This window comes from Halovalidus salilacus (assembly GCF_031852275.1).
In the GTDB taxonomy this organism is placed as follows: Archaea; Halobacteriota; Halobacteria; order Halobacteriales; family Natrialbaceae; genus Halovalidus; species Halovalidus salilacus.
Genome location: NZ_CP134700.1, coordinates 2,369,388 through 2,387,274, shown reverse-complemented (window position 1 = coordinate 2,387,274; position 17,887 = coordinate 2,369,388). Strand labels below are relative to the sequence as shown.

12 protein-coding genes are annotated in these 17,887 nt (G+C 67.0%); 6 read left to right on the top strand and 6 right to left on the bottom strand.

Translation table 11 applies throughout. The features are described from left to right. The first annotated feature begins 1 nt into the window (after position 1). Positions 2 to 1,465 carry a flippase gene (locus RJT68_RS11875; protein WP_407036773.1) on the top strand — a complete coding sequence of 488 codons (1,464 nt, stop codon included), beginning with the start codon at positions 2 to 4 and terminating at the stop codon, positions 1,463 to 1,465. A 325-nt stretch (positions 1,466 to 1,790) separates the two neighbouring features. Here the strand turns inward: RJT68_RS11875 and RJT68_RS11870 are convergent, their stop codons facing one another. Then, entirely contained in the window at positions 1,791 to 3,047 is a 1,257-nt protein-coding gene (locus RJT68_RS11870) for a right-handed parallel beta-helix repeat-containing protein (protein WP_407036772.1), read from the bottom strand. Between the two features lie 472 nt (positions 3,048 to 3,519). Beyond that, the gene (locus tag RJT68_RS11865) at positions 3,520 to 4,425 is read right to left on the bottom strand and encodes a hypothetical protein (RefSeq protein ID WP_407036771.1); all 906 of its coding nucleotides are present in this window, start codon (positions 4,423 to 4,425) and stop codon (positions 3,520 to 3,522) included. A gap of 445 nt (positions 4,426 to 4,870) precedes the next feature. On the opposite strand from RJT68_RS11865, the gene RJT68_RS11860 reads away from it, so the two are divergent. Next, complete coding sequence (locus RJT68_RS11860; RefSeq protein WP_407036770.1) at positions 4,871 to 6,199, top strand: 4Fe-4S binding protein; 1,329 nt, start codon at positions 4,871 to 4,873, stop codon at positions 6,197 to 6,199. A 37-nt stretch (positions 6,200 to 6,236) separates the two neighbouring features. On the opposite strand, the gene RJT68_RS11855 is transcribed toward RJT68_RS11860, so the two are convergent. From RJT68_RS11855 to RJT68_RS11845, 3 genes are all read right to left on the bottom strand, one after another. Then, complete coding sequence (locus tag RJT68_RS11855) at positions 6,237 to 7,448, bottom strand: GNAT family N-acetyltransferase (protein ID WP_407036769.1); 1,212 nt, start codon at positions 7,446 to 7,448, stop codon at positions 6,237 to 6,239. A gap of 22 nt (positions 7,449 to 7,470) precedes the next feature. Beyond that, positions 7,471 to 8,805 (bottom strand): succinyl-CoA:mesaconate CoA-transferase, encoded by a 1,335-nt coding sequence (gene mct, locus RJT68_RS11850; RefSeq protein WP_407036768.1) that lies wholly within the window; start codon positions 8,803 to 8,805, stop codon positions 7,471 to 7,473. Positions 8,806 to 8,943: 138 nt separating this feature from the next. Then, a complete protein-coding gene (locus RJT68_RS11845; protein WP_407036767.1) occupies positions 8,944 to 10,734 on the bottom strand; it encodes a hypothetical protein in 1,791 nt (596 codons plus the stop codon). Positions 10,735 to 11,173: 439 nt separating this feature from the next. Here RJT68_RS11845 and RJT68_RS11840 point away from each other — a divergent pair, with 439 nt between their 5' ends. Then, on the top strand, positions 11,174 to 12,493 hold the full coding sequence (locus RJT68_RS11840) for a hypothetical protein (protein WP_407036766.1): 1,320 nt from the start codon (positions 11,174 to 11,176) through the stop codon (positions 12,491 to 12,493). 258 nt (positions 12,494 to 12,751) lie between these two features. Here RJT68_RS11840 and RJT68_RS11835 read toward each other — a convergent pair whose 3' ends face one another. Beyond that, positions 12,752 to 14,344: an alkaline phosphatase family protein gene (locus RJT68_RS11835; protein WP_407036765.1), complete on the bottom strand. Its 1,593-nt coding sequence runs from the start codon at positions 14,342 to 14,344 to the stop codon at positions 12,752 to 12,754. A gap of 301 nt (positions 14,345 to 14,645) precedes the next feature. Here RJT68_RS11835 and RJT68_RS11830 point away from each other — a divergent pair, with 301 nt between their 5' ends. The 3 genes from RJT68_RS11830 to RJT68_RS11820 all read left to right on the top strand — a co-directional run bounded on the left by RJT68_RS11830 (position 14,646) and on the right by RJT68_RS11820 (position 17,885). Continuing rightward, complete coding sequence (locus tag RJT68_RS11830; protein ID WP_407036764.1) at positions 14,646 to 15,578, top strand: polysaccharide deacetylase family protein; 933 nt, start codon at positions 14,646 to 14,648, stop codon at positions 15,576 to 15,578. Positions 15,579 to 15,681: 103 nt separating this feature from the next. Then, positions 15,682 to 16,830: a Gfo/Idh/MocA family protein gene (locus RJT68_RS11825; protein WP_407036763.1), complete on the top strand. Its 1,149-nt coding sequence runs from the start codon at positions 15,682 to 15,684 to the stop codon at positions 16,828 to 16,830. Further along, the gene (locus RJT68_RS11820) at positions 16,830 to 17,885 is read left to right on the top strand and encodes a hypothetical protein (protein ID WP_407036762.1); all 1,056 of its coding nucleotides are present in this window, start codon (positions 16,830 to 16,832) and stop codon (positions 17,883 to 17,885) included. The genes RJT68_RS11825 and RJT68_RS11820 overlap by 1 nt, the downstream gene beginning before the upstream one ends. Positions 17,886 to 17,887: the final 2 nt, after the last annotated feature.

Below are 17,887 nucleotides of genomic sequence, written 5' to 3'. Positions count from 1 at the left end.
AATGTCACGCTCAGCGCGCATCGCACGCGGAGTCAAAGCGACGTTCGGCGCGGAACTGCTCCGGCTCGCGGCCCGAGGAGGGATCACGCTGTTGCTCACTCGGGTGTTCCTCTCCCCGGACGAGTACGGCCTGGTTTTCCTCTCGATCGCGATCTTCTCGTTCGCGACGCTGTTCGGGACCCTCGGCATTCCGAAATCGGCGGCGAGGTACGTCACCGAGTACCGCGAGACGGACGAGGGACAGGTTCGAAACGTCGTTCGGTCGTCGATCGCGATCAACGCGGTCGTCCTCGTCGTCGTCGCGGTCGCGTTCGTCGCGCTTTCCGACACGATCGCCGCCCTCTACGACGAACCGCGTCTCGAGCCGCTGCTGGCCGTCGGCGTCTGCTACATCGTCGTCAACGTCGCCCACGGCTACCTGCAGATCGCCTTCCAGGGGTTCGGCCGGGTTCCCCTCACGGCCGCGACGAGCACGGTCTCGAGCGTCGGTCAGTTCACCTTCATCGTGCTGTTCCTCTCGCTCGGGTTCGGCGCGCTCGGCGCCCTCGCCGGCTACATCGTCGGCTACCTCCTCTCGGCCGCCTTCGGAGCGTTCTTCCTCTACCGGATCGTTTCGACCTATCCCGGCGACCGCGAGACCGAACCCGGACTCCGACGGCGCATCCTCGAGTACAGCATCCCGCTGACCGCCTCGCAGGGCGGGAACGTCCTCTACAAGCGCGTCGATACGCTGATGGTCGGGTTCTTCATGACCCCGGCCGCGGTCGGCTTCTACGAACTCGCCAAGCAGGTTTCGACGTTCGTGATCGCGCCGGCCGACTCGCTCGGGTTTACGGTCGCGCCGACGTTCGGCGAGGACAAGTCGGCGGAGCGACTCGAGCGAGCGGCGCGGGTCTACGAGCGATCGTTCGAGTACATCCTCCTGGTGTACCTCCCCGCGGTCGTCGGCGTCCTGCTGCTCGCCGAACCCGGGATTCGATTCGTCTTCGGCGGGGAGTACGCCGGCGCGGCACCCGTGTTACAGGCGTTCGCGGTGTACGTCCTCTTTCAGGCGCTCGATAAGATCACCAACGACAGCCTGGATTACCTCGGTCGCGCGACCGAACGGGCGATCGGAAAGGGAGTCACCGGCGCCCTGAACGTCTGTCTCAACCTCGCGTTGATCCCGGCGATCGGCGCCGCCGGCGCGGCGCTCTCGACGTCGATCTGCTACGGACTGATGGTGACGTACAACGTCTACCTGATCGACCGGGAGATCGACCTCGACTACCGTCGACTCGTCCGATCGGTGGCGAAGACGTCCGCGGTCACCGCCGTGATGACGGTCGCCGTCTTCGCGCTGCAGCCGTTCGTCAGCAGCGTCGTCAGCCTCCTCGCCGTCGTCGGCGCCGGCGTCCTCGTCTGGGCGGTCGTCTCCGTCGCGAGCGGGCTCATCGATCCGAACGAGGTCAAAGCGCACATCTAACGGTTCCCACTCGAGAATCGGCTCGACGGTCGGTACGCGGTCGTTCTCGGCGGTCGAACGGCGGTGAAAACGTCCGGTAATCCGCCGTTACCTCGATCACCGTCCTTCCTTCGCCCCCGCTCCCGGTTCGAAATCGCCGTCGAGCGCGCGGCGGTTCGCGGCGACGCGGCCGTTCGCCTCGAGTTCGACGGTCGCGGTCGGGGCGTCGGACGCGCGCGAGCCGCCACCCGTCGTTCGCTACGGGTTCGTCGAACGGACAACCGAACCGAAAGAGGGATCGACGGAGATCAGCGTCCGATTCGGTCGTCGACTCCGGGCAGACGATTCAGAACAGTTTGTCCGGATCGACCTTGAGCCCATTGACGCGGACGGTCGCGTCGCCGTCGACGGAGAGGTCCTCGATCTCGCCGGAGAACCGGTAGGCGTCGTAGTAGTCGACGACGACGCCCCGGACGCGGTTGCCGTCGATCTCGGAGTCGTCGTCGAGGTCACCGTCGACCTCGCCGTCGACGGAGAACTCGTACCGCGTCACGTCGGACGTCCCGTTTCCGTCGAAGACGATCACGTTGGGGTGAGCGGCGTCGGACTTCGGCTCGTCGTCGGCCTCGACACGGCTCGCGTCGGACGATTCCGACGCCGATGCGCTCGAGGCGCCGGCCGCCTCCTCGGGGCTCTCGGGGACCCCGTCGGGGATCTCGAGGTCGGCGTCACCGCCGTCGTCGACGCCTTCCTCGGATACCGGTTGACCTCCGCTGTAGCCGTCGTGGACGGTGTCGCGGATCGTCGCTCGCGTGCTATCCTTGATGTGGATCGCGCCGCCGTAGGGACCGCTGACGAACTCACAGCCCTCTACCGTGACGTCCTCACCCCACAGCCAGGCCGGACGGCCGGTGTAGCGTCCCTCGCCGTCGTTGTGGGCGACCGAATCGACGACCGACGAACCCGACGATCCGATGCGGAACGACGAGACGTAGTTGTTGGCCGCGTAGCTCTCCTCGATGGTGACGACGCCGCCACCCTGGTAGTGGGGTGCGTTGGCGTAGACGCCGTTGTTCGGCCAGTTCTGGATGTTGCACCGGCGGATCGTCAGGTCGCCGGCGAACTCGCGGTGGGCGAAGATGCCGCACTGTCCGTGGCTCGAGTAACTGCTCGGGCGAACGCAACCGTCGCCCATGTAGACGTTCTCGATGAGGACCTCGCCGTCGCCGGAGACGACGATAGCGTGCTGGTCGTGTTCGTGCGTTCCCGTGAAGCCGACGTTGCGGATGGTCGCGTCGCCGGTGACCGAGAGCGTGTGGTAGTTGCCGTTGCTGAAGTCGATGATGACGTTCTCGAGGACCTCGCCGCCGTTCAGCTCGCGGCGGGAGTTGTCGGCCTCGATGACCTCGTACTCCGCGTCCTCGTCCGCGCCGACCGCGCCGACCGCGCCGGTGAACAGCGAGGCTGCGCCCGCACCGGCGAGGGCGAGGTAGCGTCGCCGGTGGAGTAATCCATTATTACCGCGCGCGTTCGGTCGTTCGGGTCCGTCTCCGTGCCGCATCGGGGGTTCGTCGTCATCCAGGTCCGAAGGTTCGCGTGCCATTGCAGTCGGGTAAATCAGATATTACGATATAAACTTTTTCAGTGGATAATGAGTAAAACTTCGATACAGTCACGAATTGCTGGGTTATATTTGGGCAAGTACTCACGAAATCTTGAAAGTAGCCCAATACAGAATGTCGTCCGAGATCGCCAACGACGCTCCTCCGTTGCCGAGCGATTTTCGTCGGGTTCTGGCGCGAGAGCGACGCGCTCGAGTGGGGACGTGCGACGCCGAAACGGGCGACCATACCGAACGAAACGGACCGAAAGGAAAGCGCGCGATGGTCAACCGTGGTGCCGAACGGCAGCGACGGAGAACCGAAAATCGGCGGTGGAGGACCGAGCGTCAGCGGTGGAGGGCCGAGCGTCAGCGGTGGTGGGCCGAGGACCGGCGATGGATGGCAGGGTGGGGGCAGCGAGCGGCCGGCAACTCGACTGTGGAGGGCGGAACGCCCGTGGGGGCGTCCCGACGATCAGTTACCGCCGGCCGCTTCTTCGGGGCTTCGCGGAATATCGTCCGGAATCGAGGTGTCGATCCCCGCGCCGCTGGCGTCGACGTTCTCTTCCGTCGCGGGGCTCCCGCTGTAGCCGTCGTGAACGGTGTTCTTGACCGTGGCCTGGGTGCTCCCCTTGATGTGGATCGCGCCGCCGTACGAGCCGCTCTGGAACTGGCCGCCGTCGACGGTGACGTCGCTTCCCCAGAGCCAGACGGGACGACCGGTGTAGCGACCCTCGCCGTCGTTGAGCGCGATGGAGTCCGTGATCGTCGAGCCCGAGGAGCCGATCCGGAAGCACGACACGTAGTTGTTCTTCCCGTAGCAGTTCTCGATGTGAACCGTCCCCTGGCCGCCCTTGTCGGGTGCGCTGGCGTAAACGCCGTTGTTCGGCCAGTTCTGGATGTTACACCGGCGGATCGTCAGCTCGCCGGAGAACTCGCGGTGGGCGAAGATGCCGACCTGTCCGTGGCTCGAGACGCTGCTCGGTCGGACGCAGCCGTCGCCGAGGTAGACGTTCTCGATGAGGACCTCGCCGTCGCCGGTGACGACGATCGGATTCTGGTCGTGTTCGTGCGTTCCCTTGAAGCCGACGTTGCGGATGGTCGCGTCGCCGGTGACGGTGATCGTGTGGTAGTTGCCGTTGCTGAAGTCGATGATGACGTTCTCGAGGACGTCGCCTCCCTCGAGCGTCTGGGTTTCGCCGGCGGCCTCGATGACTTCCGGCTCCCCTGATTGGGCTGCAGCTGTGCCAGCGGCACCGATCGCGGTCGTCGCCGTTGCGACTGCGGCGAGCGAGCGGACGTACGAGCGGCGAGTTAACCCGCTATTACGGCCTGTGGTCGTGTGGGGTTTCGTCTCGTTCGTACGGGAGTTCTGCGCCATACATCTTCGTAACCTGGGCTTTCACTCATAAACTTTTCCTTGTCGATGACGGTTAAATTTACAGAATATACTACTGACCGTATCGTTATCGTCATCAAATAAGACGGAGTATTCAGGAAACCAATCTGATCCGTCTCTCTCGACGGGTACCGTTACACGGGCGGAAACGATTCGTTACGGCGGTTACGACCCCGTTCCGACGGAGTTCGGAGGAAGGAGGCGGGTCGGCGGAGACGGCCTCGCACGTCCGGACTCGGTGCCGGCTGACGATCCCAGGGGGCGGTAATCGGGGCTTTCGATCCGATCGAGCGAAACGGAGACCGTTCGGAGGTCCGCGGTCGAGCGTCGATCGGTGGTTGAAACGGCGCTCGTTCGACGGACGAACTAACACGATTACGGTGCGTGCACCAGATCGCCTTTCGGCACCCCCCACGACGCCGTTCACATGGACGACCGCACCGACCGGCCGTGGCACCTCACGCTCACCCGCTACCGGCCGCTTCGATTCCTCCTCACGAATCGGCACGTCCAACCGACGGTGCACGCGCTGACCGTAGCGCTGTTCGGCTGGGCGATCTGGACCGCGCTCACCGGGTCGCAGGATCCGAACGCGAACCCGGGGAACGTCGCGTTCTTCAGCGTCTGGTGGTCGACGGTGATGCTGCTCAGCCTGGTCCTGGTAGGACGGGTCTGGTGTTTCTTCTGCCCGCTGGGGGCGATCGTGCGGTTCACCCAACGGTTCGGCCTCCGGCGGCACTTTCCGATGTACACGGGCCCGAACCGTCGCGTCCTCGGCGTTTCGCTGTCGGTCGTCTCGATCACGGCGATCACGTTCCTCTTCGCGCGTATGCCCATGTACAAACTCGGCGTCGTCTTCTCCCCTCGGCTCGTCGGGTACTACTTCCTCTCGTTCACCGCCCTCGCCGTGGGGGTGAGTCTCGTCTTCCAGCGTCAGGCGTTCTGTCGCTACGTCTGTCCCGCCACGGGCGTGATGAGCGTCACCTCACGCCTCTCACCGTTCGAGATCCGACAGCGCCGCGAGACGGGCGTGCCGTGTGCGACCCTCGAGTACCGGAGCGAGTACCTGAGCACCGAGCGGCGGTGCGTCTCGTGCATGAAGTGTACGACCCAGGAGCCCGGGGCGGACGTGGGCCTTCGCGCTCGCCTGCCCGGTGCGGCGGCCGTCAGCCAGCGGATCCCCCTCCCCGACGACGCGCTGCTCGTCCTGATCCTCTGGGCGGTGTTCCCGATCGACCACGTCCTCGGCGGTACGATCGCCGAGGTGCTCCCGGTCGCGGCCCCGTGGGCGGACGTCGCGGCCTACTTCCTGAGCGTCGCCGCCGCGATCGGCGCCTACCTCGGAGCCAACGCGCTCGGGACGTACTGGAGCGGCGTCGACTGGGAGGCGTCGTTCACTCGTTTCGCGTACGTCTACCTCCCGTACGCGGTGACGTACATGCTCGGCAACCACGCCGTCACCTCCCTGCTCGAGGAGGGCGGCGCGCCGGTGAACGTGATCCTCGAGGGACTCGGCCTCCCTGCGTTCCTCCCGGAGTCCATCGCCTCGGCGGGGACGATCGCCGCCTGGCAGTGGATCAACGCGACGGTCGTGCCGTGGTTCGCCGTCGGCTGGGGCGCGCTGATCGGCTGGTACGCCGCCAAGGAGGTTGCGGGCGACGACCAACGGGCGCTCCGGGCGATCGCACCCCACGTCGTCCTGCTCGCGTGCTCGACGGCGTGGGTCGTCGGACTGTTCGGGTCCGTCGGACACTAGTTGGCCGCGAAAACTCGGTATCGGCCGCCTCGCCGGTTCACCAGGTGTCCTGTTCGGCGTACGTCACCGTCCAGTTCGTCGGGTCCGCGACGGCGCGACCGGCGACGGTCCACTCGTGGCCGCCGTCGTCGGCGATGGGGTAGGTGACCTGCGTCGTCGGCTGGGAGACGGCCGACAGCGGAACCGACTGGTCGGAGTGGAAGCCGAACCGCTCGAGGAGGTCGGTCGGAAGCGCGTCGCCGCTCGCGGCGATCAGGTCGGCGTCGGCGCGGTCTTCGATCACGCGATCGACGATCGCCTCGAGGCCGTCGCGGCGGTTCGGCGCGGACGCGAGCGGGACGGCGTCGGTCAGGCAGGTGACGAGCGACCCCTCGCGCACCGCGGTGCCGGTGATCGCGCCCGCGATCGGTTCGTCGCCCCGACGCGCGACGTAGGCGTCGTAATCCCAGTCGGGGTTCTCGAAGCGCCACTCGTAGAACGTCTCGTCGCGGTTCGCGTGGAGCGTCCCCGGGATCGCCCGCCGGTACAGGTCGACGAAGACGTCGGCGGGGATCGACTTCGTTCGTTCGACCGTGACGCCCGGAACCGTCGGCCGCAGGGCGTCGCGGACGCGCAAGTACCCTTCGAACAGCGGACTCGAGGCGCTCGAGAGCGTCGCGATCTTCCCCTCGGTCGCGTCGATCATCGAGTCGGGGTGTTGGATCCGGTAGTAGGTCGGCACCTGCTCGACGATCTGCCAGCCGTGTTTGAGACTCCCCGACAGCGTCGCCGGATTGGGGAAGTTGAAGAACAGCGAGGGGTTCCGATCCCGGTAGTGCTCCTTCAGCCGCTCCGTCGTCCGCGAGTAGAGCCCCCGGCGTCGGTGGTCCTCGTGGACCATCACGTCGGCCGGCTGGAGTCCGACCAGCGTCCGCGATCCGGCGCGCAGTTCGAGCGCGAAACAGGGTTTCGTACCCACGACCCGCCCGTCGTGGACGGCGACGATCATGGGAACGTGGTCCAGGTACGGGTTGTCCTCGTACTTCCAGCGGAACCACCGCGACGACTCGCGTCGAGTCTTCGAATCGTCGTCCCCGAAGACGAGGTGGTACAGCTCGAGGAAGTCGTCCCTGTCGTCGGGTTCGTACGGGCGGATCTCGTAGGGGTCGTCGCCGCCCTCGGTTCGACCTCCGTTTCCGTCGCTCGCGCGCTCGGTCGTCGCGTCGCCGGCGCGGTCGTCGTGCGTCCGTGCGGTCTCTTCTGTGGCCATGTCTAGTCCTGTGTAGTGCCGCTCAATCGTCGTGCGTCTGTGCGTCCGGGGCGTCCACGCGTTTCGATCGGTTCGACTCGCTCGACAGCGGCGGCGCGTCGCCGCGACGCGAGCTCCCCGATTTCGCTTCGCCGTCCCGTTCCGCGTCGGGGTGGCGGTCGCCCGTCGGTTCGGTTCGATCGCGTTCGTTCTCCCCGTCGTCTTCGGTCACCCCCTCGCGCTCGAGGATCTCCTTCCGGTGTTCGTCGAGCAGCGGCGCCCGGTCGCCCGGCTGGGGCGGCGTCTTGGTCATCTTGATCGGCGTGCCCGCGACCGTGACGGTGTCGTCGCTGTTCGGGAGGGTGGTCTCCACGAGCATCTTCCGGCGGTCGACGTGCTCGCACTCGTAGATGTCCGAGACGTCCTGGATGGGGCCGCAGGGGACGTCGCCGTTGAGCACCGAGAGGACCTCGTCGACGGTTCGAGAGCGCACCCAGTCCGCGATGGCCTCGCACAGGTGGTCGCGGTGCTCGAGGCGGTCGTTCGCGTGCGGGTAGTCGACGATCCACTCGGGACGGTCCATCGCCTCGCAGAGCCCCTCCCAGTGGTTGTCCCCGAGGGCGGCGATCACGACGTAGCCGTCTTCGGCCTCGAAGGCGTTGTAGGGAAAGAGGGTCGGGTGGGAGTTTCCGGTCCGGGACGGGACCTCGCCGGTGTAGGAGTACTGGTAGACGGCGCGCTCGGCGAGGCTCACCATCGCGTCGTACATCGCGGTGTCGACGAACTGGCCGACGCCGGTCCGGTCGCGGTAGTGAAGCGCCGCGAGGATGTTGACGGTGTGGAGGACGCCTGTGAAGATGTCACCCACGCCGAATCCGACCTTCGTCGGGGGACCGTCCTCGGGCCCCGTCTGGTGCATGACGCCGCCGAGCGCCTGCGCGACCAGGTCGAACGCGGGTTCGTTCTGCTTCGGCGTCGACCCCGTCCGCGGGTCCCCGAAGCCCCGCATCGAGGCGTAGACGAGCCCCGGGTTGCGTTCGGCGAGCCGTTCGTACCCGAGGTTGAACTTCTCCATCGTGCCCGCGCGGAAGTTCTCGACGACGACATCCGCCCGGTCGACGAGCGAGAGGAACGTTTCTCGGTCCCCCTCCTCGTTGAAATCGAGTTCGATACTCCGTTTCCCGCGATTGATACTCTGGAAGTACCCGCCGAAGCTGTCGTCCTCCTCGTGAAACGGCGGCGTCTCCCGGACGAAGTCGCCGCCGGGTGGTTCCACCTTCACGACGTCCGCCCCGAGATCCGCGAGGAGCATCGTGCAGTACGGACCGCCGAGGACTCGCGTGAGATCCAGCACTCGTACGTCATCGAGGGAAGACATGTGTCGTATCAGTCGGGATGGCTGTTTCGGGCTTTGTTATGCGTCCGTTTCGTCGCGTAAGGGATGGTAAGCCGGACTACCAGGAATACGAGACTCCGAAGCGAACGCTTGCCCTCGCCGCCGAGCGAGAGCCGCCGATCAGTCCGAGAACGATCCTTCGACGTCGTACATCCGGAACTCGTCGTTCGAGACGACCTTGTCCGCGCCGGGTTCCGCGCTGATCCCCTCGAGTCCCTCCTCCTCGTACCGGAGTTCGTCGTACACCTGGAATTCGCGCGTCGTGTCGTACTCGGTGACGACGAAGTAGTACTCGCTGCCGCGGTAGGCCCCGCTGTAGTTCCCGTCGTTGAACTCCTCCTCGTCGACGGTGCCGTCGGTCGTGCCGCTGGTGACGGAGGTGTCGTCGACGCCGGTGATCGCGTGGTCGAAGCGGTACGGGCTGTAGCCGAAGCCGGCGTACTGTTGGTCCTCGACCCCGTGGTCGAGCGCCGTCTCGTACCCCCCCATCTGCTCGTTGGTCACGTGTTGACTCGAACTGTAGATCAGCGGCGACGCGTGGACGGTAATCAGTCCGAAGACGAGACAGACCGCCACGAACGCCGCCGCGAGCGCGGTCACCCCCGGACGGGGGAGCACCTTCGAGAGGCCGCCCACTCCCCGTGCGAGCGCGACGCCCGCGAGGACCGTCACGACGACGTAGATGAACCCCATCTGTCGGAACGCCATCGTCGGCGTTCCGACGAAGTAGACGAGGAACAGCCCCCCCAGCGGGAACATGGAGAGGCCCAGGTACGTGATGAAGGCCCGGGTGTCGCCGTTCGGCGTCGACCAGCCGCGCCAGACGGCGAGCAACAGCAGGCCGACGGCCAGCCCGATCAGCGCCGCTTCGAGGAACATCAGCGTGAACAGTTCGGTGAGGCTGGTACCGAGTTCGGTCAGCGACGTCCCTCGATCGTTGACCGTGTTACCACCGCCGACGTCGCTCGAAAAGATACCTTCGATCAACCCGCTGAGGGCGTTTCGAAACCGCGGGTTGCTGATCGCCCACCCGAACGTGAGGATCCCGAGGCCGAACGTGTGAACGTACGTCGTCGGGTGCTCGAGGATCGGATGCTCCACGTACCGCCGGCGGACGAGGAACTGGACCGCGCTGATCGTTCCGATGAGGGCGACGACGCCGATCATCTGCTGGGGGTGGACGAGCAGCAGGCTCACGCCCGTCACGAACAGGAGGATCGAAAACGGCGACACGCCCAGGGGCAGCCGATCCTCCCCCGAGTCGCGCTCGAGGTAGGCGGCGACCGCGAAGAGCACCGGCGGGACGAGAAACAGCGCGTTCGAGTTCGTGTGGACGCCCATGTGGGTCGCGACGTTGTTGATCGGCAGCACCATCCAGGAGACGATGGCCGCGAAGCCGACCGCCAGCGCCCCGTCGCCGAACTCCCGAACGACGAGCGGCACGAACACCAGGAACGGGACGAACAGAACGACGACCACGATGAGCATCGCCCGCTCGAGCGAGTACCCGCCGAGGAAGTGGAACGCCCCGGCCAGCGAGTGAAACGCGGGATAGAACAGGTCGTGCGGGAGGATGTCCCCGTTGACGATGTCGCGCGTCCACCCGAGGTGCGTCAGCGCGTCACCCATCCCGGAGAACCGGTAATTTCGGAGGACGGGGATGCTCACGATGGTCGTCACGGCGAATCCGCCCAGGCCGATCCCCACCACCTGCTCGCGGCCCCTGCAGACCATCGCCACGCCCGTCGCGATGGCGAGGGCGACGCCGATGCCGATCCAGAAGCTACCGGGGACACCGGCGTACATCGATGGTTCGTAGTGCGAGGCCGGATTCATCCACGCCACGAGGATCGCTACCGTGACGCCGAGAAACCCGATCGCGAGGAGGGTGTCGATGACCGTTCGTCTCATCGGTGTCCCTCTTCACATATCGAACGTTCAGCCGGAGATTCACGACGCATCTGTTGGGAGAGGAGTTCTCGACGTCGGGGTTTGTTATACGTCTCCTACCGCGGCGTGTGCGCCGTCAGCGGGGCTTTCCGCGGCGGTATCGGTATTCGGTCGTCGGCCGACCGACGCCACCCGCGGTGACGCGGATCGTTTCACCGCCAGTTCCCACACCCCAGGGGGATGGCCGACGGCGAACGGCATCGACCCGGACGGTCGTCACCGCTTCGGCCGCAGGGATCGACCCGCGGGGCGCGGTATGGTGTCGCTACCGTTCGCTACCGATACATTTCCCGGGTCGACGGAACTCAACGATTCTGTTGGTTTTTGTACCTGATCGTGGTGGCACCCGTACGCGACTGTTCGCCGAGAGTCCCCCGGCGAACGCGACGACCACGATCCCATGTCATCTATACGCATCGACCGATTTGCTGCCGACGGCTCGACGCTCGAGTGTGCGGTGCGCGCGACGCCGGATCTCGAGCGCTTTTTCACCGGCGAACCGTTCACGGCCACCTACGACGTCTCGATCGAGGACGTACCGGAGGGCGTCCTCGCGATTCCGGTCCTCGCCCACGTCTGTCCGGTCGCCTGGGCCAACGGCGCGGACGTCTACGTCGACGAGATCGACGCCGGGTTCGCCCGCGCGCTCGAGGACGTCAAAGCCTCGCTGCTCTCGATGCACGACTTCCTCGAGGGCGGGACGCTGTACGCGAAGGAGACGATCGACGCCGATCCCGGGGCGGGCGGCGAGAGCGGCCTGCTGTTCACCGGCGGCGTCGACTCGACGGCCTCCTACGTCCGCCACCGGGAGGAGGGGCCGATCCTGATCAGCGTCCGCGGCTGGACGATCTCCCCCGGCCCGGCCGACGACGAGAACTGGCGCCACCTTCGATCGCGCGTCTCGGCGTTCGCCCAGGAGCGCGGCGTGGCGACGTCGTTCGTCGAATCGAACATGCTCTCCTTCCTCGATCACCCGATGCTGCTGGCTCACTACAAGCGCTTCGTCGACGGCGCCTGGTACAGCTCCGTCGGTCACGGACTGGGGTTGCTCGGCCTCTGCGCGCCGATGGCCCACGCCCGCGGAATCGAAGACCTCTACGTCGCGGCCACCCACTGGGACGGAATCGACCTCGAGTGGGGCTCTCGACCGGATATCGACGACTACGTCCGCTGGACCGGCACCGACTGTCACCACGACGGGTACGAGTTGACCCGACAGGAGCGCCTGGACCTGATCGCCGACTACGTCGGCGAGGAGGTACCCGACCTCAGATTGCAAACCTGCAACGCCCGCATGGACGGCAACTGCGGCGTGTGTGAGAAGTGTTGCCGTACCGCCGTCGGGCTTCGCCTGTCGGGGCTCGACCCCGCCGCGCACGGCTACCCCTTCTCCGAGGACGACTACGAGGACGACTACGAGGACATTCGGCGTTCGCTCGAATCCGGCGAGTGGATCCTCGGCCAGGACGAGCGCTACATGTGGGAGGACATCCGGGACCGAGTTCGCGAGACTGACCCGGAGTCGCCGGCCGAGGCGCTGTTCTTCGAGTGGCTCGAGGGGGCCGACCTCGATCGACTCGTTTCGGCGTCCGGTTCGCCGCTTCACCATCGCGTCATACGCGCGGGCGCGCGAAACACCCCGGATCCGGTGTACAAAACGATGTATCCCGCCTACGACGCGGCGAAGTCCGGTCTCAGACGCATTCGAACGGGAAAGTGAGCGAACCGGCTCTCCTCGTCGACTTCGGAACCCTCTACCGGCGGTGAACGACTGGGTAGTGAACGTCCGGGCGGTGACCGGGCGGTCGCTCGAGCATCGGCGTCACGCGTGGGTCGGCGGCGTCACGCGTGGGTCGGCGGTCTCGAGGTCTTCGACGCGCGTCGCGTCCGACCGGCAAGAAGTATGGAGGGCGTCGCGTCCGACCGGCAACAACCGCGGAGGGCGGCGAGTCAGATCGGCGAGCGGTGCGGCGGTCGGTCACTCCATGTAGCCGAGTCCCTTGAGGCGGTTCTCGACGTCGGTGAAGTCGTCGTCCACCTCCTCGCCGTCGGCGGTGCGGGTGGCGTCGGTGCGTTTCACTTTCTTGCCCGTCGCCGAGGCGTCCTCGTGGAAGACGTCGAAGAGGACGCGGCCGTCGGCGTTGGCCGGAACGGGTTCGTCGATCCCGTGGAGGAGGGTGGGGGCGACGTCGACCACTCGAGCGCTCTTGATCTCGGCGCCGGCGTCGATGGACGGGCCCCGACAGAGCATGATCCCGGTCATGCGGTGGCTCGCCTGGTACTCGCCGGTGTCGCCGAACGGCTCGTCGGTGAGGGTGTTGCGCGACTCGTAGCCGTCGATCCCGTTGACGATGAGGTCGGGGGAGTCCGGATCCGTCGGGAACAGCTCGTCGCCGTCGAACACGTTGAGCAGTTGCGTTCCGTCCCCGTCGGTGATCGATTCGAACAGGTCGACGAGGTCGGCTTTGATCGACGGGATCTCGGAGGGGGAGACGACGCCGCGTTCGAACCGATCGGTGTCGTTGATGTAACAGTTACCCGAGTCGTGAACGAACGCGACGGTCTCCTCGTAGTTGACGTCGTACAGGGCGTGCTCCCCCGGAATCTGCTCGGCGACCGAGTCCACGAGCCTCCGCGGGAGTTTCGAGACGATCAGCTCCTCCGAGATGCCGACCTTGTTCAACACGTTCGTGACGCTCTCTCGCGAGATGCCGAGGTTCTCGAGCATTCCGCGGGTGCCTTCGTTGTCGCGTCGCGTGAGGTACCCCTCGCGCTCCAGGATGTTGTTGACGTAGATCAGTTCGTGAATCGGCCCGAAGCCGTGGTCGGAGACGACGTAGAGGTCGGCGTCGTGTTCGTCGGTGTACTCGATCACCTCGCCCAGGACGTCGTCGAGCTTCTTGTAGTGGTCGAGTAGCAGGTCCATGTCCCACACGAGGTGCTGGAACCGGTCGGGGGCGGTGTAGACGAAGAAGAACAGCCGCCAGTCGTCCCCGGCGCGCTCCATCTGGAGGCGCATCAGTTCCCGACGCTTCCGGAGGACCTCGTCGACCGCCGGCGGGAACTCCTCGAGGCGTCCGACGTAGTCGGGGTAGTCGAGCCCGATCTCGTAGTCGGGGATCCGTCGGTCGACCTCCTCGCCGACGTCGGGCGGGTGGGCGAAGTTCTCGTCGGTCGACGGCGTCATCATCCCGGTGACCATGGTGCCGTCGATATCCGTCGCCGGATACGTCATCGGGACGTTTCCGACGTGGGCGGGGGAGAGCTGCTCCCACAGCGGGGGCTGTTTCAGGTCCCTGCTCGTGTACATCTCGTGGGTGTACTCCCGCGAGAGGTTCTGGAAGCCGTAGATCCCGTGTTTGTCGGGCCAGACGCCCGTCGCGATGGAGGGCCAGGCGAGCGGCGTCGTCGGCGGACGGGTGCTCTCGAGGGTGCCCGAGGCTCCCTCTTCGCGCATCCGGGCGAAGTTCGGGAGTTCACCCTCGTCGCTCCAGCGCTCTACGAGTCTCCACGGCACGCCGTCGAATCCGAGCACGAACGCTCGCCCGGACGAGTGTGTCGATCCGCTCATGTTTATAGAGGACGTCCGAAGACGTCTGCTGTGTCGGGAGTGGCTCGGTTGCGGCTTTGTTATAGGGAGATTGCAGGGGTAAATCCTTCCCAAATCGAGATAGTCAGGGCGTACAACGCGCTGAGCCGGCTTCCTCGGCCGATCCGCCGCTATCGCGGTCGGTTCCCGGCGTCGGGGAGCGGAGCGCCGTAGTCCGCTCCTCACCGGAGGACCGATCCGGCAAGTCCGTCATAACAAAACCGCTCGTCGGGAAACCGCGCCTATATGACGGGAGTTCGACCGCGCGAGCGTGGTGGGGAAAATGGGTAGCGTCGTGATCTCGCTCGACGCCGAGCTCGGCTGGGGCTTTCACGACATCGAGGCGCCCCCGCGCGAGCGGGTGGAAGCGGGCTCCCGCGGCTGGCTCACGATGCTCGACCTCCTCGAGGAGTTCGAGGTGCCCGCGACGTGGGCCGTCGTCGGGCACCTCATGCTCGAGGACTGCGACGGCCGCCACGACGACCACCCGACGGGGCCGTCGTGGTTCGAGCGCGAGCGAACGGAGTGGGCCCACCGGGAGGACCTCCGGTTCGGTCCGGACCTCGTCGAGGGGATCCTCGACTCCCCGGTCGACCACGAGTTCGCGAGCCACTCGTTCTCCCACGTCCTGTTCGGGCGGCCCGAGACCACGCGGGAGGTTGCCGAGGCGGAACTCGAGCGGTGCTGCGAGGTCGCCGCGCGGTGGGGGCTGCTGTTCGAGTCGTTCGTCTACCCGCGAAACGACGTCGGCCACCGGGACGTCCTCGCCGAGTACGGGGTGAAGGCCTACCGCGGAAAATCCCCCACGAGGGACGGCGTTCGCGGCGTCTTCGACTCGCTCGTCAGGGATCGATCCTTCCTCGTCGAGCCGACGATGGACGAGCGGGGGCTCGTGAACGTCCCGGCGTCGATGTTCCTGTTCGGCTTCGAGGGGCGCGCCCGAACGATCGCCGAATCGGTCTGGGCGGACCCGATGGTGGTAACCGCCCGCAGGGGCATCGACGAGGCAGCCGAGAACGACGGCGTCTTCCACATGTGGCTTCACCCGAACAACCTCACCCACCAGCGCGACGCCGACCGGATGCGGGCGATCCTCGAGCACGTCGACCGCAGGCGCATCGACTCCGACCTCACGGTCGAGACGATGAGCGACGTGGCCCGGCGGATCCGCCCGATGTCGAACGATTTTAGCGCGGTCACGCCCGGTCGAAACTGACGCGATCGATCGGCTCGCCGCACGGGGAAGCGACCTCCTACCCGCCGGTGAGCGAGGGTATGCCGACGATAACAAAGCCCGCTGCCGGTCCGCACTCGGCAAGATGCGCGCTTCACTTCGGAGACGATTGTCCGGCGCGAGCGCGGGGTCGGAGTCCCTTTCGCTCGCCGTGCTCGGCGTCGGCAACATCGGCACGGTACACCTGGGGTCGGCACTCGCGATGGACGACGTGACGGTCGTGGCGGCAGCCGACGCCGTCGCCGAGAATCGCCAGCGAGCCGAGAAGATGGGCGTTCCCCGAACCTACGACGACTACGCGGCGCTCCTCGAGTCGGAATCGCCCGACGCCGCGGTCGTCGCCCTCCCGCCGTTCCTGCACGCCGAGGCAGTCGAACGAGCCGCCGAGGCGGGCGTCGACGTCTTCGTCGAGAAGCCCCTCGCTCGAACGGTCGAGGAGGCCGAGGCGATGCTCGAGGCGGCGGACGAGGCCGGGATTCGCGTCGGCGTCGACCACACCCTTCGCTACCAGCCCGACGTGGTCGGGGTGAAGGAGGCCTACGAGGAGGGCCGGATCGGGCGCGTCCCCTTCGCCTCAATGGTCCGGATCAACGACGACCCGTTCGGTCGCCCGCCGGTCGAGGACGCGCCGCCGTCGTGGCGCCTCGATCCCGACGCCGTCGGCGGCGGCGCGCTGCTCGAACTCGGCGTCCACTGCTTCGACGTCCTCGAGTGGCTCTTCGGCGACCTGGAGGTTCGTGACGCGCAGGTCGACGCCACGCTCGACCTTCCCCTCGAGGACGCCGCGACGGTCTCCCTCCGGGCACCCGAGACGGAAACCGCCATCTCGCTGCACTGCGGCACCTACCAGTGGGAGGACCTCCCCGAGGTCAACACCCGACTCGCGCTCCAGGGCGTGACGGGAACGATCGAGAACGAGGAGTACCTCCCCGAGAACTTCTACGCGAGCGCGGCGACGTCCGCCCTCGGGAACGTCGCCAGTCGGTTCACCGGCGACGACCCGGACGTGTACGGGCCGACGTTCTACTACCGGGCCCACTACGACGCCCTGGCGGACTTCGCCGAGGCGATTCTGGCGGACGAGGCGCCCCCGGTCGACGGTGAGACCGGAAAGCGAACGCTCGAACTGGCCGAGACGGCCTACGAACTCGCCGGGCGGAACGGAGGCGCCGACGGCGACGGCGACTCGGAAGCGGACGGCGACGGCGCCGACTCCCTCGAGGTGATGCACTGATGCTGACCGTGCGAACGGCATCCATCGCCCCCGGTGGCGACGAGGGGGAATCGATCGAAGAGGGGAACGGACCGCGTCGGCGGGGCGGCTGGAATCCGTCCGTCGACGCGCGGATCGAGGAACTCGAGCCGCGGATCGTGGACCTCCTCGACGGTCGTCGGCGAGACGACGGCGGTGCGAGGAGCGACGATCGGCGCTGGATCGACTCCCTCCGGGACGCCGAGCGGATCGCGATCGTTCCCGACGCTCACTATCCGTTTCACCCCTCGTCCGGCGTGGTGACCGACCCCGCGGTCGTGGGCGCGCTCGCTCGCGTGCTCGAGCGCGAGACCCGCGCCGACCTCGCCGTGGCGGGAGGCGGCGACGAGCACACCTCGTTCGGTCAGACGGTCGCCTACCTCGGCTACCCCGACGCGCTCGAGGGGACCGACGCGGACCTCGTCGACCTGGCGGACGAGCCCCGGGAGAACATCCTGGTCGACCTCGAGGCCGAGGGGTTGCTCCTCGGGGACGACGCCGATAGTGACGGCGGGGACCCCAACCCCCTCGTTCCGCTGTCGGTCCCCGAGCGACTCCTCGCGGACGAGGTGATCGTCGTGCCGACCCTCCGTCCGACCGAGGCGGGGCCGGTCGCCGGCGCGATGCGGACGCTCGCGCGCCACGTCGAGGGGCCGCCCGAGCCGTCGACGGTCGCCGTGGCCGCGACGAGCGCGATCGATCCGACGTGCGCGCTCCTCGACGCGACGGTGGCCTACGGCGGCGATCCGCACGCGACCGGACGGCTGTTCTGCGGGCGCCCGTCCGCGGCCGACGCCGTCGGCGCGACGCTGCTCGACCGACCGCTCGAGGACGACGAGGCGCTCCGACGGGCGCTTCGGAGCGACGGGACGTCCGTGCTGGTCGAGGGTTGCGACGTCGACGCCCTCGCGGATCGGATTCCCGACGGGGATCTCCCCCCGCGGACGGGCACTCACCCGGCCGTTTCGCTCGCGTACCGAACCTACGCGGCCGTCGCGGGCGACGCCGTCCCCCCGCAGATGCGGGGTGATCGGTGACC

What these genes read in the sequence shown, in the direction of transcription:
- RJT68_RS11875 (WP_407036773.1), top strand. Translation starts at nt 2, where the DNA reads ATGTCACGCTCAGCGCGCATCGCACGCGGAGTCAAAGCGACGTTCGGC.
- RJT68_RS11870 (WP_407036772.1), bottom strand. Translation starts at nt 3,047, where the DNA reads ATGGCACGCGAACCTTCGGACCTGGATGACGACGAACCCCCGATGCGG.
- RJT68_RS11865 (WP_407036771.1), bottom strand. Translation starts at nt 4,425, where the DNA reads ATGGCGCAGAACTCCCGTACGAACGAGACGAAACCCCACACGACCACA.
- RJT68_RS11860 (WP_407036770.1), top strand. Translation starts at nt 4,871, where the DNA reads ATGGACGACCGCACCGACCGGCCGTGGCACCTCACGCTCACCCGCTAC.
- RJT68_RS11855 (WP_407036769.1), bottom strand. Translation starts at nt 7,448, where the DNA reads ATGGCCACAGAAGAGACCGCACGGACGCACGACGACCGCGCCGGCGAC.
- mct (WP_407036768.1), bottom strand. Translation starts at nt 8,805, where the DNA reads ATGTCTTCCCTCGATGACGTACGAGTGCTGGATCTCACGCGAGTCCTC.
- RJT68_RS11845 (WP_407036767.1), bottom strand. Translation starts at nt 10,734, where the DNA reads ATGAGACGAACGGTCATCGACACCCTCCTCGCGATCGGGTTTCTCGGC.
- RJT68_RS11840 (WP_407036766.1), top strand. Translation starts at nt 11,174, where the DNA reads ATGTCATCTATACGCATCGACCGATTTGCTGCCGACGGCTCGACGCTC.
- RJT68_RS11835 (WP_407036765.1), bottom strand. Translation starts at nt 14,344, where the DNA reads ATGAGCGGATCGACACACTCGTCCGGGCGAGCGTTCGTGCTCGGATTC.
- RJT68_RS11830 (WP_407036764.1), top strand. Translation starts at nt 14,646, where the DNA reads ATGGGTAGCGTCGTGATCTCGCTCGACGCCGAGCTCGGCTGGGGCTTT.
- RJT68_RS11825 (WP_407036763.1), top strand. Translation starts at nt 15,682, where the DNA reads ATGCGCGCTTCACTTCGGAGACGATTGTCCGGCGCGAGCGCGGGGTCG.
- RJT68_RS11820 (WP_407036762.1), top strand. Translation starts at nt 16,830, where the DNA reads ATGCTGACCGTGCGAACGGCATCCATCGCCCCCGGTGGCGACGAGGGG.